Origin of the sequence: Chitinophaga pendula (assembly GCF_020386615.1) — a bacterium.
Classification (GTDB): domain Bacteria; phylum Bacteroidota; class Bacteroidia; order Chitinophagales; family Chitinophagaceae; genus Chitinophaga; species Chitinophaga pendula.
The window spans coordinates 3,121,906-3,148,635 of record NZ_CP077769.1 but is presented as its reverse complement, the minus strand read 5'-3'; the positions used below and the strand labels follow the sequence as shown (position 1 = coordinate 3,148,635).

Below are 26,730 nucleotides of genomic sequence, written 5' to 3'. Positions count from 1 at the left end.
CGTCAAGATAACTTACGGAAAGTACTGCTATATCTTTCCTATAGCATTCCTGTATCATTCGTATAACATTTGTATAAGCAAAGCATAGACATCCTTATACAATCGGTATACAATGGATACAGGATGCCTATAGGAAGGGTATACCTCGCTTATACAATGGATATAGAATGCTTATACAATGGATATACAACGCTTATAGAACGCTTATACAAAGAGTTTGTAATAAGTTGACTAACAATAGGATAGGAGTGCGCTGATTTTCAGTTATGCGGCGCGGCAAATAGATCGTACATTAGTGGTCTTTGTAATGAAAACTGCTATCCAGCCATGCTGAAACAAAAGATACAGGATCTGGCCAGGCAGCTGCATGCCGATACCATCGCCAACCGCCGCCACCTCCATACCAACCCCGAACTCTCATTCGTAGAACACAATACTGCCTCCTTCATAGAGCAAAAACTGACCGAAATAGGTCTGCCTTTCAAACGTATGGCCACCACAGGTGTCATCGCCGAGATCAAAGGTAAAAAGCCGGGTGGCGCCATCATGGCCCTCCGCGCCGATATCGACGCCCTCCCCATACAAGAACGCAACGAGGTACCCTACCGCTCGCAAAACCCGGGCGTCATGCATGCCTGCGGACACGACGTACACACCTCCTCGCTGCTGGGCTCCGCCCGTATTCTCAAAGCACTGGAAGAAGAATGGGCCGGTACCGTCAAACTGATATTCCAGCCTGGAGAAGAACTCCTGCCGGGAGGTGCCAGCATCCTCATTAAAGAGGGAGTACTCGAAAATCCCCGCCCCGCCAGCATCCTCGGTCAACATACCATGCCCGAACTGGCAGCCGGCAAAATAGGGTTCCGCGCCGGTAAATACATGGCCAGCGTCGACGAGATCTATATCACCGTAGAAGGAAAAGGTGGCCACGCCGCCATGCCCAACATCGTGATCGATCCCATCATGATCGCCTGCCAGATGCTTACCGCCCTCCAGCAGGTCGTAAGCCGCCACGCCAACCCACTCACACCGTCCGTACTATCATTCGGCCGATTCATCGGCGCCGGCATCCACAACGTCATCCCCGACGTAGTCACCATAGAAGGTACCTTCCGCACCCTCGACGAACAATGGCGCAAGGAAGCACATCGCCGCATAGAACAGATCGCCAAATCACAGGTAGAAGGAATGGGAGGGAAGTGCCATATCGAGATCCGGAAAGGATATCCCGTATTGATCAACGAAGAAAAACTCACCGCCCTCACCCGCCAACATACCGTCGAATACCTGGGCGCCGCCAACGTTGTCGACCTCGATATCTGGATGGCCGCCGAAGACTTCGCATCCTACTCCCAGGTAGCAGATGCTTGCTTCTATCGCCTCGGCACCGGCAACGTAGACAAAGGCATCACCTCCGGCCTGCATACCGCTACCTTCGATGTAGACGAACATGCACTGGAAGTATCTACCGGCCTCATGGCATGGCTCACCCTCAAAAACCTCGAACACCTGCAACACGTACATTCATAATACAACATCATTAAATCAGCTTCGTCAAATCAATACAATGGGCTATTATACGGGTAAAGTGATCTGGATCACCGGTGCCTCCTCCGGTATAGGAGAAGCACTCGCTTATCAATGGGCTGCAGCAGGCGCCAAACTCATACTCTCCAGCCGCCGTGAGGCCGAACTGGAACGCGTTCGCCAAGCTACCACCAGCCCCGGCAATGTCAAAATACTCCCGCTGGACCTCGAAGATATCAACGCACTGCCCGCAAAAACAACAGCAGCCATCGCCCTCTTCGGTCAGGTAGATATCATGGTCCACAATGGCGGTATCAGCTCCCGCTCCACCGTAGCAGAAACCGAGATGGAAGTACACCGCCGCGTCATGGAACTGGACTACTTCAGCTACGTAGCCCTCACCAAAGCATTGCTGCCTCACTTCCAGCAACGCCGCAACGGCCACTTCGTCGTCATGAGCAGCGTCATGGGTAAAATAGGTACCCCCTTACGTGCTGCATATGCCGGCGCCAAACATGCCCTCCACGGTTTCTTCGACTGCCTCCGTGCCGAAGTACATCAGGACAACATAAAGGTCACCGTACTCACGCCCGGTTATATCCAGACCAATATCACCGTACATGCCGTTACAAAAGATGGTAGCCCGTTAGGCGTTACCAGCGACAATATCAAAAATGGCCTCTCCGCCCATAAAGCCGCTCAACAGATCTCCCGCCTCGTCGCCGCCGGCAAATTCGAAGCATACGTCGGCAAAAAAAGCAGCGAATGGGCCGCCCTCCTGCTTAACCGCCTCGCACCAGCTGCCCTCATGAAAAAAGTCAGGAACATACCGCCTAAATAGATCGTAACAGATCGTTTACCTTTGCTGCTGCAAATCCGGTCGCCACCGGAACGGAACCACGCTTTATTTAACAACTAAATTTCTGCCGATGAAGATGATCGCGCCCGCCAACTTACCCACACCCGCAGGCCATTACACCCCTGGTGTAGTCAGCGGTAACCTCCTGTTCGTATCAGGACAACTGCCCGTTAAACCCGATGGCTCACATACCTCCGCCGAACCTTTTGAAGTCCAGGCACAGCAAGCTATCAGCAACCTGCTGGAAGTGGTCAAAGCCGCCGGCGCAGCGGTCAATCATATCGTAAAAGTCAACGTATACATCGCCGGCGTGCAATACTGGCCCGTATTCAACCAGCTATACGCCGCCGCTATGGGCAACCACAAACCGGCACGTGCCATCATACCCGTACCCGAACTGCATCATGGCTACCTCGTAGAAATTGATGCTGTCGCTGAACTGCCGCAATAACGACCACACAAACAAAAACGCTCAAAGTATCCATACAATGATCACGTTAAACGATATACGACAAGCACACGATCGCATACGGCCATTCATCCACCGTACTCCGGTAATGACCAATACATTCATTAATGAACTGACAGGCGCCGAAATATATTTCAAGTGTGAGAACTTCCAGAAGATAGGGGCGTTCAAAGCTAGAGGTGGCCTCAACGCCGTATTACAACTGGCCGACAAAGGCACCGCAAAGTCCATCGTGACACACTCCTCCGGCAACCACGCACAGGCCATCGCCTACGCCGCCCGCCAGGTAGGACTGCCCGCCTATATCGTTATGCCGCGTACCGCACCAATAGTGAAAAAACAAGCCGTCATAGACTATGGCGCCTCCGTCATAGAGTGTGAACCTACCCTCGAAGCCCGCGAAGCTGGCGTAGAAGCGATCATCAGCAGCGAAGGCGCCCACATGATACATCCCTTCGATAACGATCATGTCATCACCGGACAAGCCACCGCCGCCAAAGAACTCATAGAAGACAGCCGCTTCACCTTCGATACCATCCTGGCGCCCGTAGGTGGCGGCGGCCTGCTCAGCGGTACCTCCCTGTCCACCGCCTACCTGTCCCCCCGCACCGTCGTGATAGCCGGCGAACCCGAAGGCGCCGCCGATGCCGTCCTCTCCTTCAAAAGCGGTAAAGTAGAAAAAGCCCCCTACGTCAACACCATCGCAGATGGCTTGCTCACCCACGTATCCGATCGCACCCTGCATATCATCCGCCAACATGTAACAGACATACTGCTGGCATCCGAAGAAGAAATCATCGCCGCCATGAAACTGGTATGGGAACGCATGAAGATCATCATCGAACCTTCCGCCGCCGTACCCTTCGCCGCCGTACTGAAAAACAAAACCCGTTTCGCCGGACAAAAAATAGGGATCATCATCACTGGTGGTAACGTAGACCTAACCAAACTGCCTTTCTAAACGACAATAACATACCTCCCCTCATAAAAGCAGCGCGGTCGCCCCTATAAGAGACGACCGCGCTGCTTTTTATAAAATATGTCTATCGGATCTGTGTCGTATCGCCACGCTGAATAGCTTTCTCACGGGCCTCCTGCTCTTTCTTCTCGCGCTTGGCTTTCTTACGGAAATAACCCCGCAACAGGAAGTTATGCTGCAATGCCTCCATATTCTCATCCAGTTTACCCGTGCTTACATTCAGGTTGCTCAGCGTCTGCTTCAGGTCAGATGCCGCTTGCTGGTCATTCAGTAATACACCCGCAGGAGAGTTGCTGGTCTGCAACTTATCATTGATACTACTGGTAGCACTGTTCAGGTTCTGTACCACCCCGTTCGCATGCTGCGCCACCTGCTGCAGCTGCGCCACCGTCGTACGCAGGTTGGCAAATACCGCCGTATCGGTCACTAGGTCGTTGGCCAGCGTACCCTTACGCTGGAACTTGGACGTATAATCGGCCAATCCCTGCGTCAGCCGCTGCGTATTAGCCGCTGTTTTCTCCAGCGTGGCCAGCGTACCAGCCAGATTATCATATACCGCTTCATCATTCACCAGCTTGCCCAGCGTACCCTGACCATCCATGATCTTTTTAGTGATCACCTTCAGGTTACCCGTGATCTCCACCAGGCTCTTATTATTCACCTGCAGCGTATTCATGATCTCATCCGTACTGATACTAGTCTCCACCGCAATCATATCCCCATCTTCAATAGGAGGCATCTTGTCCGATCCGCCACTCAGCGCAATGATCTTGTTACCTACCAAGCCATCAGAACTCACCTTCGCCCGCACATCCTTGTGGATGAACTCTCGTGAACTCTTGTCAATATCCATCATCACCTCTATCTCACTGGTACGTACAAAGGTGATCTTGCGGATAGTTCCCACCTTTACCCCTGAATACCAGATGTTATTACCCTTGGACAGACCGCCTACGTCATGAAAAACTGCTTTCACAGTAACCGCACTGATAAACGATTTACGCTGCCCGCCCAATACGAGTATCGCTGCCCCAAAAATGACGAGCGCCAACAGGATGAATATGCCTACAATAACAGAACGTCTTGTACTTGATTCTTTCATAGCTTATTGTATAAAATTATAGTCATAAAATTCCCTGATCAGCTCATCATTCGAAGTGAAGATCTCATCAAAGTTGCCCGTTTTAATAAACTTCCCTTCCTTCATCACAGCGATATTATCACCGGTCGCTTTCGCGCAGGTCAGGTCGTGTGTAATAATAATTGAACTGGTATTGAACCGACGCTGTACCTGATTGATCAGGTTGTTGATCTCGGTACACGTAATAGGATCAAGACCCGCCGTTGGTTCATCATATAACATGATCTGCGGCCGCAGTATCAGCGTACGGGCTATACCGATACGCTTACGCTGACCTCCCGACAACTCTGCCGGCATTTGGTTCGCCGTCTGCGCCAATCCCACCGCCTCCAACACCACCTCAATACGCCGCTCTATCTCCTGCTTCTTCAATCCGGGTGCATTCCGCTTCAAGGGAAATGACAGGTTCTCACCCACCGTCATACTGTCGTATAACGCCCCGTGCTGAAAACAAAACCCTACCTGCAGTCTCAGCTCCCGCAATGCATGCACATCCAGGTTCGCCACGTCCTGCCCCAACACATTCACCGTACCCGCATCCTGCGTCAACAACCCCGCAATGATCTTGATCAACACAGACTTTCCCGTACCGGAGCGCCCAAGCACTACAATATTCTCCCCCTTGTGCAACTGCAGGTCCACGCCACGTAACACATGATTATTACCAAAAGACTTATATAAGTCCTTAATACTAATCACCGGTTCATCCCAGTTTATTTCAGGTGTAAAATCTTTCATGTAATTATCGGATCGAATTTACCAGTTGAACAATAATGATCTCCTCAATAAAAATGAGGAACATAGAAACCACCACCGAGATATTGGCCGCTTTTCCCACACCTTGGGTACCTTGTGTGGCATTATATCCCTGGTAACAACTGACCACACCAATGGTAAAACCAAAAATGGTCGTCTTCGCCAGCGATGACCAGAAATCCAGAAAAGTGATATTAGTGAACGCACTTTGCAGAAAAGCACTCAGACTGGTTTGCTCATTCAAATGTACATCCAGGTAAGACCCTGCCATACCCACCATACCAGTGTAGAACATGAGCAACGGCAGACAGATCGTAGTCGCCAGGATACGAGTCACCACCAGGTACTTAAAAGGATTGATCGCCGATACTTCCATCGCATCGATTTGCTCCGTTACCTTCATTGACGCCAACTCCGCACCAATACTCGACCCTACCTTACCAGCACAGATCAGCGCCGTCACTAACGGCGCCAACGCCCTGATCACCGCAATAGAGATCAGCGATGGCAACCACGAAGTAGCCCCAAACTCCGCCAGCGACGGCCTCGACTGCTTAGTGAATACCAACCCCGTAATAAATCCCGTCAGACTGATCAGCGCCAGCGACTTGTAACCTACCTGGTATACCTGCCGGATCAACTCCTTGATCTCAAATGGAGGCCAAAACACCTCTCGGAAAAAACGGCCTATAAACCGGAAAATGTTGAAAATACTGATGAAAAAACCGTCTACCTTCTTCGAAATAACTGGTTTCTCCGTTTGCTCGGTTGATTCCATTGGCCGTATTTTGATTTTTAATGAATGGACGAAATTAGTTGATATCTTCAAATAGGTGCCATCCCTGCCACGATATACACTCCTCCGGAAGCACTTACTGCCCAAAGAATATACCGTACAATCAAATGGCGTTCCAGTTTAGTCCGCTTCCCTTAGACGGATGTAACTTAACTTGCCCCTATTCAATGTCTTAGTGTATGGAAATTTTCTTTTTTAACAGCCGCCCGGCACATCAGGATCCGGCGCCAGGTAATAGATGCTCCCCTTTTCCGCAAATACACGGTTTTGCAAAGAGGGGGCAGTAAAAAAAGGGTCAGAAAATACAACAGCATACTCATCCGGAGTGCCGTCTTCTACCGGGTTGCCAGCCCCCGGCCTTACCTTTTGCAGCAGTAGCAGACAGCAGGGTATCAATCCTCTCATCATATGGCAAAGATATGGTATGCACAACAGATACAAAATGTTATATATGGCATTTTATAGCAGGATAGCATTATTTTTTATACTAAATAACGGTATAAGTGTACTGATAATGAGATGATTGTGTTCTTATCAGGGTAGGAGGGAAGTGGACCGCCGAACCGTCTCCCCACATTCTTCTTTAGAATTTCTCCTAAATTCAATAGTAATTATGCAGGACAATCTCCTGCTTATGCGTCTTTTTTGCTGGTGGTGCCTCTTCCTCGTAATAGCAGGTCAACAGGTCTCCGCCCAACAAACAGATACCTTACCATCCACGCCCGCAACCGTAAGAACATTTCCGCCGCTTCGCCAATACTATGCTCCCGTCAGCCTGCTCCTTGCCGGCATCTTCGTCAACGGGCATGGCAGCGAAGCCATTAAATATGAACTGGTGGAAGAAAGAAACGAACATATCCCACATTTCCACACCCGTATCGATAACTACCTGCAATTTTCCCCGATAGCCATCGCCTACGGCCTGGATGCCGCCGGCATAAAAAGCCGGACCGATTTCGCCAACAGGACCGCCATCCTCCTCAAAGGCGAAATACTGATGACCAGTACCGTATTCCTCCTCAAATACACCACACACGAACTACGACCCGATGGCAGCACCTACAACTCATTTCCCTCCGGCCACACCGCCCAGGCGTTCGCAGCTGCCACCTTTCTCAGCGAAGAATACAAACACCGGTTTCCCTGGATGCCCTATGCCGCCTATGGCATAGCCGGCTCGGTAGGACTACTGCGCATGGCCAACAACCGTCACTACATCAGCGATGTACTGGTAGGCGCCGGCATGGGCATCTTATCCATGAAAATGGCCTACTGGACCCATCGCTATAGGTGGAACAAACACCGCAAAGTACCGCAGCCCGTACCGGGACAATAACTCCCGTTGCCACGGCTGCATATGCCGATTGGCCGTCCGGAAACAATCCATACCAACACAATAATTCCCCGTCCCAGCATACCAGGAACGGGGAACTATATCAAAGGAATGGAAGCTATTTCCAGGAGCCCGGATAGATAGGGCCGTCAGGTTGCTTTACCCAGTTTTTCAAACATTCGCTGGGCGTCGTTACCCGCTGCTTATCCAACACCTGCGCCGCCGTACTCAACTGATTGGTCGCATTCGGATTCACATTGAAGAACATCATACCGCCAAAATTATTATTCTTAATATAGTTGGCCATATTAGTGATCGAACTGCCACTGTTGAAGTTCAGCTCCACAGAGAGACTGATCTTATCCTTCGTCATACCGCCATTCAGATAAGTCTGCACATTCGTAACACCGTAGTTACAGAATCCAAGGTCCAGGTAGTCGGACAACCGCTGCCCGCGCCAGGTAGCACTGAAGTCCGAAGCATCTGCAAAAAGGAACTTGGAAATGATCTTGCCGGGCATGTATTTACGCATCGCCTTCGTCACCATGATCAACGAAGTATCATTCGATGGCCCGCTGGAATATTCATCGTCAATATCGATGCCGTCCAGGTTATATTTCTGTACACAATCCGCCAGCTCCTTGGCAAACATATCCGCTACCCCCTCATCCGTAAAAGTGGTCCAGCCAGCCGGATCATGATTGCCCAATACATCCAGCAATACCTTGATACCCTTGGCATGCAACTGGTCTACATATCCCTTCTGGGCACTTAAAGCTGCTTTTACATTATTGTTGAAATGCAGGAAGGGAGAGTCTACTCGACCGTTAATATTGGCGGCAAAAACGACCGCCACATCAAAAAAGCGGCTTTTGGTACTGTCCAGCTGAAAACAACCGGCATTGCTGAGATCGTGATCATTCACCTCAATATAGGCCACTCGAAGAACATTGCCGTTCAGCGGCACCGGTTTTACTTTGGGGTCAGGGTCGGGAAATGGACCGGGACCGATCGGGTTCGGCTTCATACACGCCGCTGCAGCAAGCAGCAATAACAATAAAAGAGCCTGCAATAGTGGATGTTGTTTCATAGCGTTTTGGTTTATATGTGATAAAAAACAAACGTGCCGGGTGAATACCCGTTGGCACAGGTGTATACCTGCATGCGGAGGATTGGGTTTACACGGTTAACCGGCTGCGGCGCCGTTACGGGTATAACATAGTCTGACAGAACACCACAGTGCCTGTAATATAAAGACGATCAAATGTAAAAAATGGATACCTGCTAGTGCTCTTTTTCTATAAGCGGGAAATAAAGATGGAAGGTAGTGCCTTTACCAGGCTCACTATGTGCAATAATACTGCCCCGGTGATTCTCCATGATCTTTTTACAAAGCGCCAGGCCAACACCAGTACCTGCGTACTGCTCACGACTGTTCAACCGCTTGAAGATATCGAATATCTTGTCCGCATAACGCTGCTCAAAACCAATACCCTTATCCGCAATGACCACGCAATAAAAATGAGGATGCGGGCGGTCAGGAGAAAGTGAATGACTGATAGTAATGACAGGAGTAGTATCGCAAAACTTCAGTGCATTGCTCAGCAGGTTGGCAAACAACTGCTGCAATTGTATATACACCCCTTGTACGAAGGGTAAATGATCAACATAGATCTGTGCCTGCTTTTCTTCGATCAATACGTCAAACTCCGACAACACATCTCTCAGCACCTGGTTAAGGTCGATCGTTTCTTTAAGTAAGGTAGACTGCGACAACCGGGAATAATTCAGTACGTCCTTGATCAGCTTCGACATACGGTTGGCGGCCTGCATGATCCGCGGGAAATATTTCTCACGCAACTCCGGCGTATCCGGCTGCTCCTGCAGTACGGAAGTAAAGGTCTGTATCTTACGCAACGGTTCCTGCAGGTCATGACTCGCGATGTAGGCAAACTGCTCCAGGTCGTGGTTCGAACGTTGCAACTCCTCATTCATAGCGATCAGTGCAGCAGTACGTTCTTGTACCGTCTTCTCCAAACTTTCCCGGGCCAGCTTTTCCTCAGTAATATCCAGCACTGTACCGATAAAACGCTCCAGCTGACCATCAGCAGAGAAAAATACACGGCCCTGCGCCTTCACCCAACGCAACTGGTGATCCTGGTAATGGAAGATACGGAACTGTGCATTGTAATGCCCGCCCTGGTCCGGTGTCATCGCCATCAGCGCATTGCGCTTCAGATGATCCAGGTCTTCCGGATGCACCTGCTGCAACAACGTCTGGTAACTGACAGGTATATCCTTCGGAAACCCCCAGATACGACGGCTCTCTTCCGACCAGGTGAAATGATCTTGCATAGACAGATACTCCCATGTACCCAAACGGGTGGACTCCACCGCCATCCGGAACAACGTTTCGCTCTCCCGGATCTGCCGCTCCGCCATCTGCTGCGCTGTTACATCCCGGATGATCTTCGATGCCCCGATGATCTTACCGAAACTATCCTTAATAGGAGAGACCGTCAACGCAATATCCAGTATCTCCCCGTTTTTAGTAATCCGTTTGGTCTCAAAATGTTCTATCCTTTCTCCCTGACGGAGACGTTGCTGTATCACTACCTCCTCCTGCTGACGGTCTTGCGGAATGATCGTAAGGATGGATTTACCAATGATTTCCTCCGCCGTATAACCAAATATACGCTGCGCCGACGCATTCCAGCTGGTGATAATGCCGTCCAGCGTCTTGCTGATAATCGCATCGTCAGAAGAAGTAACGATCGCCGCCAACCGGTTTACATGCTCCGAAGCCACTTGTGTCTCCTCTGTCACATCGATCACAAAATTGATCCCGCCAGTCACCTGCCCCTGCTCATCCACAATCGCTTTCGGATAAGGGGTGATCACCCGCCGTACACCGTCAGGCCGCTCAATGATCAGCTGATGACCATATACCGGTCCTTTTTCCCGTAGCGCAATCGCCATCGGAGAGGCCTCCGGCGCTAAAGGAGTACCGTCCATCTGATACGCTTTCCACCACGCCACCCACCTGTCTACCCCGGGTTGTAAACGCCGGCCGAACAAAACCGCCGCCGTCTCGTTGAATAATTGGATATAACCGTCACTATTGCAAGTATAAGCGGCAATGGGAACACTGTTCAGGAATTCCTGGTAAGGCAGCCCTGTGCCACTGATCTGGCTGGCTTCAAATGACAATATTCCACCGTTACTCATAGTCTGTAATAATTATCAGGCAGCAATTTTAAGAAGTAGAATGCATCAGCTGCCGCAAACATTGTGCTAGGATATTACGAAAGTGTGTCAGACTGGGAGACTTGATAATGTAGTCCGCCGCCCCTAACGACCGGCATTCCCTGACCTCTTTCTCATCCGCCGAAGTAGAACACATCACAATAGGAATGTGTGACAGCTTGCTATATTGTTTGATCATCACCAGGAATTCCTTGCCCGACATCCGGGGCATATTCATATCCAGGAAAATAATATCCGGTAATGTCCGCTCTTGCTCCAGTAATTCCAATGCAGCAGTCGCACTGGCCACTACCCGGCAATGCAGCTTCAATCCCGTTCCCTCCAAAGCCAGCAGAAAGATCTCTTGGTCGTCTTTATCGTCATCTATCAATAAACATTGGGTCGTTTCTTTCATATGTAATAGCGCGCTATGGTGTTTTCCAGGGCCGGTAAGGAAGGCCGCTGGTTAAAGATATAAAAAAATTGAAGTCGGAGTACGGGGTGACACAGAACGGGAAAAACAAACGTGACAATAAAGGTGACAGTAAAGGTGACAATAAACAGGGTACAAAATTAAACAGGGAGCAGCGATTAACTGCTCCCCACTGATAAGTATCTTAAACAGGACATTTCTCGTGGTAGTTGATCAGCTCGATCGGTGTACGCGGTACCTCATATCCCTGGTAAGTAGTATGCACCTCATCCAGCACCGCCTCTATTTCCTCCTGCGTCTTCAACACCACCAGCCGGTTCCTGAACTCCTTGATATTAGGTAAGCCCTTCAAGTAATTGGCATAATGACGACGCATCTCGTTAATACCTACAATAGGTCCTTTCCATTCCAATGACTTGCGGAGATGTGTCTTGCACACACCAATACGTTCCTCCAGCGTAGGCCCTGCCATGATCTCACCCGTCTGCACATAGTGTTTGATCTCCCGGAATATCCAGGGATAACCAATCGCTGCACGGCCGATCATAATGCCATCGACACCATAACGGTTCTTATATTCCAATGCCTTCTGCGGACTGTCAATATCGCCATTCCCGAAAATAGGAATATGAATACGGGGATTGTTCTTCACCTTGGCAATCAGTGTCCAGTCCGCCTCACCCTTATACATCTGGCTACGGGTACGGCCATGGATAGACAGTGCTTTAATGCCCACATCTTGCAACCGCTCCGCTACCTCTTCAATGTTTTTAGTCTGCTCATCCCAGCCTAACCTCGTTTTTACCGTCACCGGCAACTTAGTGGCGCGTACACAGGCATCCGTCAACCGTACCATCAGGTCTATATCCTTCAGTACTCCAGCGCCGGCACCTTTACAGGCTACCTTCTTTACAGGGCAGCCAAAGTTGATGTCCAGCAGATCCGGATTGGTAACATCCACTATTTTCGCCGCCATCGCCAGGCTGTCCTCATCACCACCGAAGATCTGGATACCAATAGGACGCTCGTAATCGAAAATATCCAGCTTTTTACGGCTCTTAATAGCATCCCGGATCAACCCCTCACTGGAAATGAACTCCGTATACATCAGGTCAGCACCGTTCTCCTTACATACTGCACGGAATGGCGGATCGCTCACATCCTCCATAGGAGCGAGCAACAGCGGGAAATCCGGTAATACTATATGATCAATCTTTACCAATGTCGTAGTTATAATTTGCTGGTGAAGCCGCAAAATTACACTAAAAACTGCTGACTTGCATCACAGCACACAGTATGCCGTAGCAGATATGCGAAAGTAACGCAGCCGCTACCGTTATTTTTGAGCGTTGCCCAAATATAAGCCCCGTTAGCCCGGAACATGGTTAATGCCAACATATGTTAATAACCCTGTATAAATAACCATCACTCTTTATTCAATTTATCGATTATGCGTCCAAAGATCCTGATTACCGGCGGCGCCGGTTTTATCGGCTCGTACCTGTGTGAACAGTTGTATAACAAAGGATATGAGATCACCGTATTAGACAACCTGGCCCCTCAAATACATGGAGAAGACAACTTCCAGTCCTCCCTGTACCTGCGCGTAAAAGACATTGTCCGCTTTGTCTATGGCGATATCCGCGATGAAGCACTGCTTCAGGAAGTAGTAGCCGGACAGGACTATATCGTGCACCTGGCAGCTGAAACGTCCACCGGAAAGTCCATGTACGAAATGTCCCGGTATACCGACGTCAACATCACCGGCACTACCCGACTGCTGGAAGCTGCCTCCTTACACAAAGACCGTATACAAAAGATCGTCGTAGCCTCCTCGCGCGCTATCTACGGAGAAGGTAAATACCGCAATGCCAGCGGCCACACCGTATTTCCCGGGATGCGCAAAGCCGCCCAGCTGTCCGCAGGGATATTCGATGTCCTCGATCCCGTCTCCGGACACCCCCTGGAACTCGTCGCCACCAGTGAAGACACCATCAAAGATCCGTCCTCAATATATGGCATCACCAAGCAGTCCCAGGAACAACTCGTCATGGTCGGCAGCAAAAGCCTGGGCATACCTGCCGTAGCACTGCGCTTCCAGAATGTGTATGGTCCCGGACAATCCCTCCGTAACCCCTACACCGGCGTGCTGTCGACGTTCTCCACCCGCATCCGCAATGGAAAAGATCTCAATATCTTCGAAGATGGACTGGAATCCCGCGACTTCGTATACGTATCAGATGTCGTACAATCCATCATACTGGCATTGGAATGCGATCAGGCGAACGATGAAGTTTTCAACGTAGGCACCGGTGTCCCCATCACCTTACTGAAAGTAGCCTCCTTGCTGGAAGCAGCCTTCGGCATCGAAGTCCCCATGCATGTATCCGGCAACTATCGCGTAGGAGATATCCGGCATAACTACGCCGACCTCACCAAGATCCGGGAAGCACTAGGCTTCGTCCCTACCGTTCCGTTTGAAGAGGGCATCCGGCATTTCGTAGCCTGGGTAAAAGAAGAACCCATAGCAGAAGATCGCTACGAACGTTCTATCCATGAGCTGATAGAAAAAGGATTGTACCGTTAGTCCGCTGCAATAACCTGCAAAAAGATAAATGCCTTACCGGAGGATACCGCCCCTCCGGCAAGGCATCAGCATGTTATTACCCGAATACCTAACAGGCGCCGATCGCTATCGCCTCTTCCTCCGCTACCACCACACGTACATCCTTTCTGGCTGTCCGCCTGGCGGTCAGCAACCGGTAACCGACAAATGCCAGCGAGAGCGATACCAGCGCCAGGCTCACCCAGGCTGTATATTGTACACCGGCACCGGCAATCACCCAACCGCTGATCATCGTGCCGGCAGTGAGCCCCAGGTTACCGAAAGAAATACCCAGGCTGTTGGCAAACTCCTGCGCATGCGGTGCCGCACTGTTGATCCATGCCTGCCCAATAATAAAACAGGCCGTATGCACAAATCCCCAGACCGCAATCAGCAGCATGGTCGCCGTATTATACCCGTTAGTAAAGAACAACAGGCTGTATATCACCAACAGCGATAATAATACGCCTACCAGCGTAGCCGGAATACTTTTACCCAGTAGCTTACCAGCCACCCAGTTGCCGACAACACCCGTCACACCAAAGAGCAACAGCATATTGCCCACCTGCACGCCCGAGAGATGGTTGACCTTCACCATATAATCAGCGAAATAACCGTATACGGCAAACATAGCTGCCAGCATCAATGTCGTACTGATCGCATGCAGCAGGAACGTCTTGTCCGCCAGCAACCGCAATTGTTTGCCTGGCGCCACATACTGCCCAGCAGGCAGCTCGGGAATAAAACGTATCAGCGCTGCCAGCGCCAGCGTGTTGACAATACCAGCACCGATAAAAGACACCTGCCAGGAAAATATCTCAGCAAGATAGGTCACAAACGGTACCCCGATCACCGTACCGAGGCTCACACCGGCAAATACAACCGCCGTAGCCTTATGTTTGTCCTGCTCGTTGGCAGTAGCCACCGCTGCCGCTATCGCAGCGGAGATATACAAAGGATGAAGAAAAGCCGGTAACATCCTGGCCAGTAATAAAATGCTGAAAGGTGGCGCCAACGCAGAAATTGCATTGGAAAGAATGAACAATCCCAGGGCAATGCTCATCATTACCTTCCTGTTTTTACCTGCCGCCAATAAAGTGATCCAGGGACCACAAAGGGCAATAACCAGCGCAAAGGCACTGAGCAGCCAACCCGCATGATCAATGCCGATACCATAATGCGTAGCGATCTGCGGTAATATTCCAATTACACCAAACTCCGTGGTGATAATGCCAAATACGCCAAATGCGGCGATATATTTAATGTGTTTCATGTCTGAGCTGTCGGAAATGGTGAGTGTTTATTTTAGAATGATCATTCCAGTATTGGACAAAAAAATTTTACTGCCGGATGAATAGCAGCAGATAGTTTCCTAATTGTTGCACCAGTTGCGGATTATCCTCTGTGATGTGTACCTGCCAGAAGCTGCCAAAACTAGCGATGATAAAACGGGCCAGGATAGCAGGGTCTTTATCTGCTTTGACCTCGCCGGCTTGCTGCGCCTTCTGCAGTAGCGTAGTGATCACGGCGTGTAACTTATCACCTTGCGTTTTGATGATCTCTTTTACACGGCTGTCCGTATCTGCCAGCTCAAATGCTGACTTGGCCACCATACAAGAATGATCCTCTTCGAGGGTACGTTGCACCGCCCGCTTGACGATCTTTTCCACCGCCAGCAGCGGCGATTGACAGACAGCACCTGCTTTGCAATAATCCTCCAGTGAAGTAACGGCATAGCTGGTCAGACACTGCAGGAAAAGACTGTGTTTGTCGCCATAGGTATCATAAATACTGGCACGGTTCAGCCCCATCGCATCTACGATGTCCTGCATGGAAGTAGCGTTGTATCCCTTCTCCCAGAAAAGGTCTTTCGCTTTTTCCAATCTTTCCTCTGGATCAAATGCCTTATTACGTGCCATGAGTGGACAAAGGTAGGTAATCTGGAACGATTGTTCTGAAATAATTTTTACCTTCTGGTAAACGCTCCCATAAAACTGAAACTTTCACCATAATAGTTTGCTTGCGATAAAGGAACTTACCAGATGAAAAATACAGCCATGATATTAAAGCTACTTAACGGACTGTTGATACTGATTGCCATGTTCTTCAGCATACGTGCCGGTTGGGGATAGGGAGAGGGGGGCGGTGGTGCCTGGCTATCCTGACGATACTGGGCGCGTTATTAGTCGTGCATCCGTCTACTTATGTGCTGGGCAGCTACCTGATCCTGGCGGTGATCCTTTTTCTGATCATACAATATGTACATGACCGGAACTATCGTGGAGTGTTAGTAGAACTACCCTCATTCGCCTTATCGCTTGTCATAGTTTATCTGTCACATCCTTTCAGTAAATAACGACAGGCGGGTACAGGGGATCCGCCTGTCGTCAAATATTAAGGCAACGCGCGCATAACCGTTAACGCAACGCGCGGATAACACCTTTGAAAAAGCCAGTAGACTCCGCGATCCCGGCTAAAGGCTCCTGCATATCCTTCTCATATTCTATGCTGCAGATACCGGCGTACCTGATCTTGTTCAACGCTTTGACAAGCGCCGGAAAATCGATCGCACCACGACCGATCTCGGTGGGCTTTCCGTCTTTCGCCGCTACCGTCACGTCCTTAATATGCAGATCGAATACGCGCTCCTTATATGCTAGCACCGCTTTGGCCGGATCTTCCCCCGCTCTGATCGCATGACCGATATCCAGGCAGATACCCATACGGGCATCACGATGCCGGATCAGGTCCATCACATTTTTTGGACCCGGATATAGTTTATCCTCCGGTCCGTGATTGTGTATTGCCAGCCGGATATTATAGTCCTTTATCTTCTTCTCCGTGTAGTCCAGTAACTCAGGGTTGGGTACGCCTACAATAAGGGGTACGCCTACCTTTTTGGCATACTCGAAGGCCTGGTCTACCGCTGCTTCCGTTTTCATATAAATAACGCCCACCGCATACACTTTGATACCGGCTGCGGAGAACGCGGCCAGCGTTGTCTGTATCTTTTCCGGGCTACTGTCCAGCGGAAGGTGAATGTCCTTCACCGACAACTGGCGGATACCTACTTTTTGCAGCAACGCGATCGCCTGTTCGAGATTCAGTCTGGCCAGCGTATAACCAGCCATACCGACCTGCAGGGCGGTCTCAGGTGCCACGGTTGTACGGGTGGCTGCAGCGGCAGCAAGCGGAGCAATGGCTGGTGCCGTAAGCCCCAGCGCTGCCTGCAACAAAAATTTCCTTCTTGATGACATAACGTTGTTTGATCAGTTGTTATTTAATTTTTTCCAGATTTTGCTTCGCGGGGACATTACCGGGTTGTAACGATAATATCTTTTCATAACAGGTTTTTGCTTGCTGTTAAAGGCAGCTACGTTTTCCGCATCGAGGTAGTTCAATGAATGTAGGTGTGAAGTCGCTGGTTCTGTTTATATTCTCTATCGATACAATTATTATTTCTGGTATCTGCATCTTTAGATCATGGATAGAGGTCATCGACTGTGCTATGCCGGTTACTTCATGAAATTTACTTTTCTCTCCGTCCCATACATAGGCGACAAAATATTTTTTCGCTGGGTTGCTTTGGTACGATGGAGGAAGATAAACGGCATAACGACGCTGCTCGTTTAATATCCTGGAATTAATCGTATATTTTTCACCTATGGAGACCAGATGATCGTTCATTTGTGCATGCAGTGCTGTAGCTGTCAACAAAAAAATAGTGGCAATAAGGATACGTCTCATTAAGTGTCCTTTAATATCAACAGTATTATTTTCAATAAAACAATCTTGTGCTTAATGCCGCTTCTGCCGCTGGCCTGGCATTGCTTATGCAACAAGATCATCAAAATAATTCACTTTTTCCGGTTAAAGTTAACTTTTCAGGCCGCCAGCTGTTTCTGATGTATAAACTCCATGCATATGAGTATAAAAACACGCTATTTTTCTTTCGTGGCTGGCCTCGCCGGGTGGCATTTTTTACCGCTCTTACTGATGCGGTTGATATTGGCATATGGATTCTATGGGCCGGCTACTATGAAATGGAAAGATATCAGGAGCATAGCAGACTGGTTCGGCAGTATCGGCATTCCGGCGCCAGCACTCAACGCATACCTGGCCGCCACTACAGAGCTACTGGGTGTAATACTGCTGATCCTCGGACTGGGTACACGTTTTATTGCTGTCGCCCTGATAATCGTGATGATCGTGGCTATTAAAACCGTGCATTGGCAAAATGGCTTTGAAGCCGGAGACAATGGGTATGAGATCCCGCTTTACTATCTGATCATGCTATTCACCCTGTTTATATACGGACCGGGCAAGGTCAGCGTAGATCACCTTATCGGGAGAAAAGCCCGTCATTGATCACATGGTCGTACTGATAAAAGTGCTGAAAATACAGAGGGATGTCCGCATATGCAGACATCCCCTTCTTTGTTGTAACTATCAGCGGTGGTTTATTCTTTAATCGCTTTCTGTGTGATCGTCGTACCATTATGACGAAGCTGTATAATATATACACCAGGCGTCAGATGAGTAGCATTGTAAGTAGCTTTGTGCTCACCGGCCGCCATTTGTGTCTGCAGGATAAGACCAGCTTGCTTACCGGACATATCAAACAGGGAGAGCTGAGTACGTCCCGCTTCCCGCAGCCTGAAGCTGACAGAGAGTGTATTACCGAATGGATTAGGAGATACATGCAGGTCATCCTGTGTGATGATGCCGGAGGGTTTTCCGTTACTGATGCCTGCCTGAGTAGTTCTGGCGGCAGCAGTGGTACGAACCTTTATTTCGTTGTAGCTGTTCCAGGCGTTCTGATCATTGCCATGTCCGACAATACGTACATACTTGGCACTCACAGCCGTGATATTGAAACTTTCGTATGCGAGCGAGGTACCGCTTGCCTGTAAGTTAGCAGCGGCTGTATTCCAGGCGTTGCCGTCTGTGCTGGTCAGGATATCAAAACGGGATCGGCGGGTATCTCCTTTGTAGAAGGCGATATCTACACCTGTCACCGTTTTCACTTCAGACAGACAAAGTTGTATCCACTGACCATCACCGGAGGCCGACCAGCGGGTGTTGAGGTCATTATCCAGTGCGTTGGCAGCAACATTACCGTCGTCACCACTGGCAGTAGCAGGTACACAGGCCGGACCACCGGTACCTTCACCGATCACTGACAGTTGTGGTGCGTTGGCAGTAGCTTCCTTGGAGTTGAAGAATATCCGCGGATCATGCGATTGCTGGCTCTTCAGCGACAGCGATACGCGGGTACGGCCTGCTGCCTTTTCCGCACTTACATAACTGGTTACATCCCACTCGTAGTATTTGCCGGCGCCATTGCCTACTTCTGTCGTCGACAATGGACTGGCACCTGTAGCCGGCTTATTGTTCCAAGTAAGGGTGGTCTCTGACCAGGATGTATTCGCTACACTATATACACCTACCGGTACAGCAGGTACAGCCGTGCCATCAACGTTACCGAATACACGTAGTGTTACTGCGGACAGGTTCGCCGGCAACGTGCTGATATCAAAGGTTAGATAGGTCTCACGTGCATTGTTGAGTTGCCCGGCTGGAGATACCTTGGTGATCAGCAACGTTGGGTCTGTGGTGCCATGTGTTATAGCGGCATTACTACCATCGCGGACATAAGCATCCTGCACTGGTGCGATCACGGTAGGCGCCGCTGCTACCTTATATATGGCTTTGTACACCGCATCATTGTCGGTAATGGTAATATTCTGAGCGGCATTACCACCATGTTCCCAACGATCAAATACATAGTTCACACCATTGAGCACCTGTGGAGAGATCGCTACCAATGGGCGGATCATGCCGGAGAGGGCAGCAGTACTGTAAGGTGCTGTTTTGGGAATATTGTCCAGGTTCAGCTGTAATCCGGCAGGTTCTGTCTGTATCGTCAGGTTGGAGGTAACAGGGAATATCTCTATCATGGCTGTATCAGACTCGCCCCTGGAGTCTTTCACCGCCAGGTAAATGCGATACCAGATATCTGTTTCGGTATGCCCTTCTACAGAAATAGGGAAGGAACCACTGGTGACGCCATCTGTGATCTGTGGACCGGAGTGGTTGTGGTTGGCATGGTGGAATACTGCCCACCATTCGTAGGCACTGGCGGGTAAGTTGCCATCTTCTGCATCGGTACCGGAACCGGAGAAGCTGATTACATCGCCGGCGCGGAATTTGGAACCATTGGCTGGCGTCAGTATCTTGGCTACTGGCAGCGTATTAGGCGCCGTAACGGTAAGCGTGGCATTATTACTGGTAACACTGCCTGCACTATTGGAGACGATCACATTGTATTGGCCTGCATGCGAAGGCTGCACGTTGGTGATTGTATAGGTAGCAGCAGTTGCGCCGGCAATATTGGTTGTACCTTTCCGCCATTGATAGGTAGGGGTAGGGTTACCAGACGCTGTAACGCTAAACACCGCATCCTGCCCTTGCGGTACGCTGATGTTTTGTGGTTGTATACCGATGACAGGTGCCTGCGTGCCAGTATAGATGATCTTGTATACGGAATTGTTATCCCGGTTGATGTAGTACAGATTACCATCTGTACCCTGTTCTATGTTGGTCAGCCCACCACCCATAGCAGAGCCGAAACCATTGCGGGTAGCGCCGGGAGCAGGATTGATATAGTCGATCCATGGGTTACAGTAGTCATGGAAGAAGTATTTGCCATGGTATTGCGCCGGATAGTTGCTGATAGCGCCATTCAGGAAAGTACCGCCATTGATGGCACAGCCTTTTCCGATAGGAGCACCGCTACGAACTATCTGGTAAGTATAAACGGGATCTGTATAACCGGTACATCCGCTGGTACACTTGCCTTCCTTGTTGGGCCATCCGAAATTGCGACCGGCTACGGAGGCGTCATTGATCTCTTCCCAACCGCCTTCATTCTCACCTACATCGTTGATGTATATCTTACCGGATACCGGGTCTACACCGCTGGTCCAGGGATTACGCAGGCCATAGGCCCATATGCGGCTTCTTACTGCACCGCCAGGGAATGGATTATCAGCGGGAACGGTTCCGTCGGAGTTGATACGTAATACTTTGCCCCAATAGCTATCGAGGTTCTGTACGGAAGAGTTGTTTTTGTTATCGCCTACAGGTATGTACAACTTTCCATCTTTACCAAATACGATACCACCGCCATTGTGAAAGGGCTGCCCCAGGTTAGGCAGATCCAGCAATACCACTTCGCCGCTGGCTACATCGCCGTTAAGCGTAAAGCGGCTTACCCGGTTGTGCGGACCAGAGGTATGTGTATAATACACATAGATGTATTTGTTGGTGTTGAAGTTGGGATCTACTGCCACACCGATCAATCCGCGTTCACTGTCGGAGTTGACAGTCAGCGAAAGGGCCGGCGTAGACAACAGGGCTCCGTTTTTGAATACACGGAGTTGGCCTCCCTGGTTGCTGATGAGGATACGGCCATCGGGCGTAAAGGCCATAGCAGCAGGGCGATTAAGTCCTCCGGTTACCAATACACGTTGGAAATTGGTGGGGAGCGTTTGCCCATGTGCGAGCGGGGAGAGGAGGGTGAACATAATACCCAGGAGTAGCAGTAGCATCCCCGGGTGGGTGTATTTGTCTCGTTGTTTCATAAGGGACTATATTTATTGTGTTAACAAATTCTTCAGACCCTTTTTATATAAATCTCAGGGTGTTCATACCGGATATATGAGGCAACGGCTTTTCCTCACGCTGTTCATCATACGTGTATCAGAAAAGGAAATAACAATGCGTTAGCGCAATGCCTGGTCCATCATGTTATACCATTGGGCTATGGATTCAGCGGGTGGTCTGATAAAATGGGCTGTTGTTCATTAAACGTGTTTGTCAGGATAAGCCAGGGATGCGGTGTTCTTCTGCTGATTGTGAAACGGGCTAATGTATATCGGCTCTTAGGGTTGATATTGCGTCCTGGCATAGTACTAAGTTATGCAATCGTTTGCGTTCCTGGAAATGTTTTTTTCACTATTTCACGTACGATCTTCATTTGAAGGGGAATACTGATAAAATAACAGGGAGCGGGTGATTACCAGCTCCCTGTTTAACAAGTGTAGAGGATATGCTTATTCTTTGATCAATTTTGTGCTGCTGGCTTTACCATCATGCGTCAGTTTCAGGATATACACGCCGGCATTGAGTGAGGAAGTGTTGTAAGAGGTGCTGTGTTCACCGGCTTGCAGTTGGGAATCGAGGATGATGCCTGCTGGTTTGCCGGAGAGGTCAAATAATGCCAGTTGTACTTTGCCCGGGAGGCTGAGGCGGAAAGTTACTGACAGGTTGTTATGGAAGGGGTTAGGCGTTTTGATCAGCACAGCGGGGATTTCAGGGTTTCCTTTGATAGGAGCAACGCTGGCGTTATTGTCTGCAGGAGCAGCTGCGCCGCTATATACTACTTTATAAACGGAGTTGTTGCTGCGGCTGATGTAATAGAGATTGCCATCTGTACCTTGCTCTATGTTGGTCAGGTTACCTCCCAGGGCGGTACCGAAGCCGTTGCGGGTAGCTCCGGCTGCCGGATTGATGAAGTCTACCCAGGGGTTGCAATAGTCATGGAAGAAGTATTTGCCATGATACTGCGCCGGATAGTTGCTGATGGAGCCATTCAGGAAGGTGCCGCCGTTGATCGCGCAGCCTCTGCCTACTGTACTGCCTCTTTCGATCGGATACGAGTATATCGGGTTTGTTACGCCGGGGCAGTTGGAGCAGTTGCCCTGGAAGGTTGGCCATCCGAAGTTACGGCCCGCTACGGTGGCATCATTGATCTCTTCAAAACCGGAGCCGGCATTTTCACCTACATCATTGATATAGATCTTGCCGGATACCGGGTCTGTGGCGCTGGTCCAGGGATTACGCAGGCCATATGCCCACACGCGGCTGCGGGCAGCGCTACCACTAAATGGATTACCTGCAGGCACAGAACCATCGGTATTGATACGGAGTACTTTACCGAAGTAGCTGTCGAGGTTTTGTGGGGTGGAGTTGATCTTATTGTCTCCAACACCCACGTAGAGTTTACCATCGTTGCCGAAGGTGAGGCTACCACCATTATGGAAAGGCTGTCCCAGCGTGGGAAGGTCGAGTATAGCCACTTCATTGCTGGCTACGTCACCATTTAGGGTGAATCGGCTCACCCGGTTGTGCGGACCGGAAGGGTGGGTGTAGTAGATGTAGATGAACTTGTTGGTGGCAAAGTTAGGATCTACCGCCAGCCCGATAAGGCCACGTTCATTATCAGAGGTTACGCTGAGTGAAAGGGCCGGAGTACTCAGCAGCGTACCATTTTTATAAACAAGCAATTGACCGCCCTGGTTACCTATGAGCAGGCGACCATCCGGTGTAAATGCCAGTACAGTTGGCCGGTTAAGGCCACCGGTTACTAGTACACGTTGAAAGTTGGCCGGCAGCGTTTGTGCTTTGGCCAGCGGGGACAGGAATAACAAACAGCAGGCGAGCACAAGCTGCCATTTGCAGGCAGTAAAGCATTTGTCTCTTTGATGCATAAAGATTGGATTTATTGGTTAACAAAAACCCTCTTACCGCAAACGGTCCGGACAGCAAATCAATGCAGTTAGCAGGCAGGTGTTGTAACATGTTTACACCGGTATACAGGAATATTTTGCCGTAGGCGCAGTTACGGCATGGGGAAATCGGCGTAAGGGCCGGCCTTACCTGATAAGTGGTTGTAAACGATGTTGAACACGGACCTTGCTAACAACGTGGAAATCCTTTGTCTGTACTTATTGCGGATCAGAGGAGTTCATATCGCGTGTTTTTGGGTTTTCAATAATAATAAGAGGTATGATGTATCATTCTGTTGTTCGCATGTTAAGTAGGGCTACCAGTGGGTGGATATGTTGCAACCTGTATCCAGGAGTATAAAGTTGCGAGGAATCTCTGCGATGGCAAATCAGTGAAGGAAAGAGTGGATGTAAATCAGTGGAGGTCCGGTATAAATAACGCCTGCCTTTTAATAAAGGCAGGCGTTTGGGGTTAGATACCTGTTCAGAATAAGTGAATAAATGGTTCCCGAGATATTGAAAACTTGTATGATCGGCTACTTCAATCCTTTACTTTGAAATGTAGCGCGACGTAAAGTTGCACACTTTTGTTCTCGGAAGTTTATCATTTCCGGTAAAGAAATTATCAATACGGGCATTTCTTGTAAACAAAATCTTTATTCTCCGGAGGTATTTTTATGTCTGCGGTAGTAGAGTGGCGGCTTGCCATGGAAGCGAATGAAGGCGCGGGTGAAATTGGGTAGTTCATTGTATCCCAGCTGGTAGGCGATGGTGGTAACCGAAAGTTCCGATTCATATAGTAGCTGCATGGCTTTTTCCATCTTTACCTGGGTAATGAAATCTTTGAGGGTGATACCGAAATGACGTTTGAATCCCTGTTTGAGGCTGGATTCACTTAATGCGAACCGTTTGGCGAGTAGTTCGCGCGTATGGCTTGCACCGGGGTGTTCTACCACATGGGCACGGATTCGTTCGTAGAGTGGCAGGTCTGCACTGCCTTTGTTGGCGGCATTGCGGGTGATACGGGAAAAGTTGTCCAGGCAGTGTAGCAGCAGTGCTTTGATCCAGGACTCGAGGTAGATCAGTTTCACTTCTTCGAGCATAGGCGCGGAAATGATGCGGTTGATGATCGCATAGGAGAAATGATCTGTATGGAGATATTCCGGGAAAAGCAGGCCTGCTGTTCTTTTTTCGGCCATATCCAGCAGTTTGTTGAGGATAGGATATTGGGGGGCTAGTTGCTGCAGGAAGGCAGGTGAAAAGTTCACATTAATAGAGATATACTCTCCTGCGTCGAAGAATGCATGATGTTTGATATTGGGCATGAACATCATGTTGTATCTGTTTTCTACGATCTGCAGGGGGCCGTAGCCGTGGAGGGTAGCCGGCAGGCTGCCCTTGATCATAAAATGCAGGGCAAATACGTCATTGGGATCATACGGATAAAGCGTGATGCCTTCGCGGATGAAAAAATGAAAATATACGATACTGACATTTTCCGATGTTAATTCCTGTACAATGGTGGCGCCGAAGGGACCTTCATTGAATAGGGGATGGGTAAAGGGTTTGACATATTTTACATATTCCGGGGGGACTTCTGTAATACTCTCTACTTTATTGGACGAAAGATCGTGCAAATATTCCATACTTCCGGGTACTGAGTTACGAACAGGATAGACAATCATCGGCCTGGGATGCCAGACAGATTAGATTAAATGATGATGAAAATAGGGTGATGCAACCGGAGCGGTTCAGGCCATGGACAATAATTTTTTGCCCGCATATTTCTCCCGGTAGGATCTGGGTGTAATACCTACCAGGCGGCTGAACAGTAATCTGAATGCTTTGGCGTCATTATAACCACTTTGGAACATAACTTCTGTAATAGAGCAGTCGGAGCCTTCCAGTAGTTTTTTGGCGGCTTCTATGCGTAGTCTTTGTAAATATTCTATCGGTGTAATGCCGGTAGCGATCTTAAACCGTCGGATGAAATTGCGCCGGCTGGCAGGCAGATCATGGATGAGCTCTTCGACAGTACAGCCCTCCTGGAAACGTTGTTCCATACGTTGCTGGGCTTCCAGTACCAGGGAGTCGTTATGATTCCTGGAAGGGACAAAATCTGCAAAATAAGACTGCAGTTCGCGGTCCATATCGATTGCGAATACTTTGGCGGTACGGATGGCGGTTTCTTTTCTACAGTATTTCTCCAGCAGGTACAGTAACAGGTGGAAGGTGGAGGTGGCGCCACCGCTGGTATATATGCCGCTGTCATCCGTTACGACTTTGTCTTCCTGCAGCAATACTTCGGGGAAATAATGCGCGAACATGCGAGCTGCATTGACATGGGTGGTCGCTTTGCGGCCATTGAGGAGTCCTGTTGCTGCCAGCAGGAAGGCACCGGTGCAGAAACTGGCTATTTCGGAGCCGGTTTCAAACTGGTCGCATATCCAGGGAATAAATGCCTGGTTTTCCTGTACGAAAGCGGCCATATCTCCAGTAGTAGCAAAAGCCGGGATCAATATGAGGTGACTGCTGTCTATAGAAGAGAGCGTCACTGGTTCATACCCATCGTGCAGGTTCGGAGTCTGGCTATCATCGTCCGTACGGACCAACCGGATATTGAAATAGGGCTGTCCTTCTTGTTCCTGGTAATAGCTATTAACCGTTTCAAAGACGTCCAGGATAGCGGCAATACTGAGCGGGCGGTATTTTTTTGTAAGTAATACAGCGATAGTTTTCATATGCGGTACAACATTAATAATCAATCGGTAAGTTAACCTTTTTTTGGCGCAAATCCCCCTTTAATGTTATAACATATGAATAAGATGGAAAAAAATTAGCTTTTCCGCAAACGATTGCATATATTAGAAGTAGTAATAGCTGATAACACGTTGTGAGGAGCTACAAAATGACCGGTAAGATGCCATTCCCTTGTGGTGCTGACTTTATTTCATTTCTATCGTTCAACCAAATAATTATCCTGGAAGGCCTTTTCCTGATGCTGATTTACGTTT

The 26,730-nt window shown here is 49.4% G+C and carries 24 protein-coding genes; 8 read left to right on the top strand and 16 right to left on the bottom strand.

What is annotated here, in order from left to right; translation table 11 throughout:
- The first annotated feature begins 327 nt into the window (after positions 1-327).
- The 4 genes from KTO58_RS11100 (at position 328) to KTO58_RS11085 (ending at position 3,816) form a co-directional block, all read left to right on the top strand.
- Positions 328-1,530 (top strand): M20 metallopeptidase family protein, encoded by a 1,203-nt coding sequence (locus KTO58_RS11100; protein ID WP_095839296.1) that lies wholly within the window; start codon positions 328-330, stop codon positions 1,528-1,530.
- A 37-nt stretch (positions 1,531-1,567) separates the two neighbouring features.
- Positions 1,568-2,368 carry an SDR family oxidoreductase gene (locus KTO58_RS11095; RefSeq protein WP_095839297.1) on the top strand — a complete coding sequence of 267 codons (801 nt, stop codon included), beginning with the start codon at positions 1,568-1,570 and terminating at the stop codon, positions 2,366-2,368.
- Positions 2,369-2,456: 88 nt separating this feature from the next.
- On the top strand, positions 2,457-2,837 hold the full coding sequence (locus KTO58_RS11090) for a RidA family protein (RefSeq protein ID WP_095839298.1): 381 nt from the start codon (positions 2,457-2,459) through the stop codon (positions 2,835-2,837).
- Positions 2,838-2,874: 37 nt separating this feature from the next.
- Positions 2,875-3,816, top strand: coding sequence for a threonine ammonia-lyase (locus tag KTO58_RS11085; RefSeq protein WP_095841607.1), 942 nt, complete (start codon positions 2,875-2,877; stop codon positions 3,814-3,816).
- An 82-nt stretch (positions 3,817-3,898) separates the two neighbouring features.
- On the opposite strand, the gene KTO58_RS11080 is transcribed toward KTO58_RS11085, so the two are convergent.
- The 4 genes from KTO58_RS11080 to KTO58_RS11065 form a co-directional block, all read right to left on the bottom strand.
- Complete coding sequence (locus KTO58_RS11080) at positions 3,899-4,936, bottom strand: MlaD family protein (protein ID WP_095839299.1); 1,038 nt, start codon at positions 4,934-4,936, stop codon at positions 3,899-3,901.
- Positions 4,937-4,939: 3 nt separating this feature from the next.
- Entirely contained in the window at positions 4,940-5,713 is a 774-nt protein-coding gene (locus tag KTO58_RS11075; protein ID WP_095839300.1) for an ABC transporter ATP-binding protein, read from the bottom strand.
- A 4-nt stretch (positions 5,714-5,717) separates the two neighbouring features.
- The gene (locus KTO58_RS11070) at positions 5,718-6,509 is read right to left on the bottom strand and encodes an MlaE family ABC transporter permease (RefSeq protein ID WP_095839301.1); all 792 of its coding nucleotides are present in this window, start codon (positions 6,507-6,509) and stop codon (positions 5,718-5,720) included.
- A gap of 213 nt (positions 6,510-6,722) precedes the next feature.
- Positions 6,723-6,935 (bottom strand): hypothetical protein, encoded by a 213-nt coding sequence (locus tag KTO58_RS11065; RefSeq protein ID WP_157753030.1) that lies wholly within the window; start codon positions 6,933-6,935, stop codon positions 6,723-6,725.
- Between the two features lie 205 nt (positions 6,936-7,140).
- Between KTO58_RS11065 and KTO58_RS11060 the strand changes: the two genes are divergently transcribed.
- Entirely contained in the window at positions 7,141-7,863 is a 723-nt protein-coding gene (locus KTO58_RS11060) for a phosphatase PAP2 family protein (protein ID WP_095839303.1), read from the top strand.
- A gap of 115 nt (positions 7,864-7,978) precedes the next feature.
- Here the strand turns inward: KTO58_RS11060 and KTO58_RS11055 are convergent, their stop codons facing one another.
- The 4 genes from KTO58_RS11055 to dusB all read right to left on the bottom strand — a co-directional run bounded on the left by KTO58_RS11055 (position 7,979) and on the right by dusB (position 12,761).
- Positions 7,979-8,950 (bottom strand): glycosyl hydrolase family 18 protein, encoded by a 972-nt coding sequence (locus tag KTO58_RS11055; RefSeq protein WP_095839304.1) that lies wholly within the window; start codon positions 8,948-8,950, stop codon positions 7,979-7,981.
- Positions 8,951-9,144: 194 nt separating this feature from the next.
- Entirely contained in the window at positions 9,145-11,088 is a 1,944-nt protein-coding gene (locus KTO58_RS11050; RefSeq protein WP_095839305.1) for a PAS domain S-box protein, read from the bottom strand.
- A gap of 28 nt (positions 11,089-11,116) precedes the next feature.
- Complete coding sequence (locus KTO58_RS11045) at positions 11,117-11,521, bottom strand: response regulator (protein ID WP_095839306.1); 405 nt, start codon at positions 11,519-11,521, stop codon at positions 11,117-11,119.
- 202 nt (positions 11,522-11,723) lie between these two features.
- The gene (gene dusB, locus KTO58_RS11040) at positions 11,724-12,761 is read right to left on the bottom strand and encodes a tRNA dihydrouridine synthase DusB (protein WP_095839307.1); all 1,038 of its coding nucleotides are present in this window, start codon (positions 12,759-12,761) and stop codon (positions 11,724-11,726) included.
- 228 nt (positions 12,762-12,989) lie between these two features.
- On the opposite strand from dusB, the gene KTO58_RS11035 reads away from it, so the two are divergent.
- A complete protein-coding gene (locus tag KTO58_RS11035) occupies positions 12,990-14,126 on the top strand; it encodes an NAD-dependent epimerase/dehydratase family protein (RefSeq protein WP_095839308.1) in 1,137 nt (378 codons plus the stop codon).
- A gap of 88 nt (positions 14,127-14,214) precedes the next feature.
- Here the strand turns inward: KTO58_RS11035 and KTO58_RS11030 are convergent, their stop codons facing one another.
- Complete coding sequence (locus tag KTO58_RS11030) at positions 14,215-15,417, bottom strand: MFS transporter (RefSeq protein WP_095839309.1); 1,203 nt, start codon at positions 15,415-15,417, stop codon at positions 14,215-14,217.
- A 67-nt stretch (positions 15,418-15,484) separates the two neighbouring features.
- The gene (locus tag KTO58_RS11025) at positions 15,485-16,063 is read right to left on the bottom strand and encodes a TetR/AcrR family transcriptional regulator (protein WP_095839310.1); all 579 of its coding nucleotides are present in this window, start codon (positions 16,061-16,063) and stop codon (positions 15,485-15,487) included.
- A 203-nt stretch (positions 16,064-16,266) separates the two neighbouring features.
- Here KTO58_RS11025 and KTO58_RS11020 point away from each other — a divergent pair, with 203 nt between their 5' ends.
- Positions 16,267-16,500: a hypothetical protein gene (locus tag KTO58_RS11020; RefSeq protein WP_157753031.1), complete on the top strand. Its 234-nt coding sequence runs from the start codon at positions 16,267-16,269 to the stop codon at positions 16,498-16,500.
- A gap of 61 nt (positions 16,501-16,561) precedes the next feature.
- Here KTO58_RS11020 and KTO58_RS11015 read toward each other — a convergent pair whose 3' ends face one another.
- Complete coding sequence (locus KTO58_RS11015; RefSeq protein ID WP_095839311.1) at positions 16,562-17,401, bottom strand: sugar phosphate isomerase/epimerase family protein; 840 nt, start codon at positions 17,399-17,401, stop codon at positions 16,562-16,564.
- Between the two features lie 106 nt (positions 17,402-17,507).
- Positions 17,508-17,891: an alpha/beta hydrolase-fold protein gene (locus tag KTO58_RS11010; RefSeq protein WP_095839312.1), complete on the bottom strand. Its 384-nt coding sequence runs from the start codon at positions 17,889-17,891 to the stop codon at positions 17,508-17,510.
- Between the two features lie 177 nt (positions 17,892-18,068).
- Here KTO58_RS11010 and KTO58_RS11005 point away from each other — a divergent pair, with 177 nt between their 5' ends.
- Positions 18,069-18,512, top strand: a complete 444-nt coding sequence (locus KTO58_RS11005; RefSeq protein WP_095841608.1) for an HvfX family Cu-binding RiPP maturation protein — start codon at positions 18,069-18,071, stop codon at positions 18,510-18,512.
- A gap of 92 nt (positions 18,513-18,604) precedes the next feature.
- Here the strand turns inward: KTO58_RS11005 and KTO58_RS11000 are convergent, their stop codons facing one another.
- From KTO58_RS11000 to KTO58_RS10985, 4 genes are all read right to left on the bottom strand, one after another.
- Entirely contained in the window at positions 18,605-21,790 is a 3,186-nt protein-coding gene (locus KTO58_RS11000; RefSeq protein WP_095839313.1) for a PQQ-dependent sugar dehydrogenase, read from the bottom strand.
- A 471-nt stretch (positions 21,791-22,261) separates the two neighbouring features.
- The gene (locus tag KTO58_RS10995; protein ID WP_095839314.1) at positions 22,262-23,698 is read right to left on the bottom strand and encodes a PQQ-dependent sugar dehydrogenase; all 1,437 of its coding nucleotides are present in this window, start codon (positions 23,696-23,698) and stop codon (positions 22,262-22,264) included.
- A gap of 674 nt (positions 23,699-24,372) precedes the next feature.
- A complete protein-coding gene (locus tag KTO58_RS10990) occupies positions 24,373-25,362 on the bottom strand; it encodes a helix-turn-helix transcriptional regulator (RefSeq protein WP_157753032.1) in 990 nt (329 codons plus the stop codon).
- Positions 25,363-25,467: 105 nt separating this feature from the next.
- Positions 25,468-26,457: a GlxA family transcriptional regulator gene (locus KTO58_RS10985; RefSeq protein ID WP_095841609.1), complete on the bottom strand. Its 990-nt coding sequence runs from the start codon at positions 26,455-26,457 to the stop codon at positions 25,468-25,470.
- Positions 26,458-26,730 lie beyond the last annotated feature (273 nt).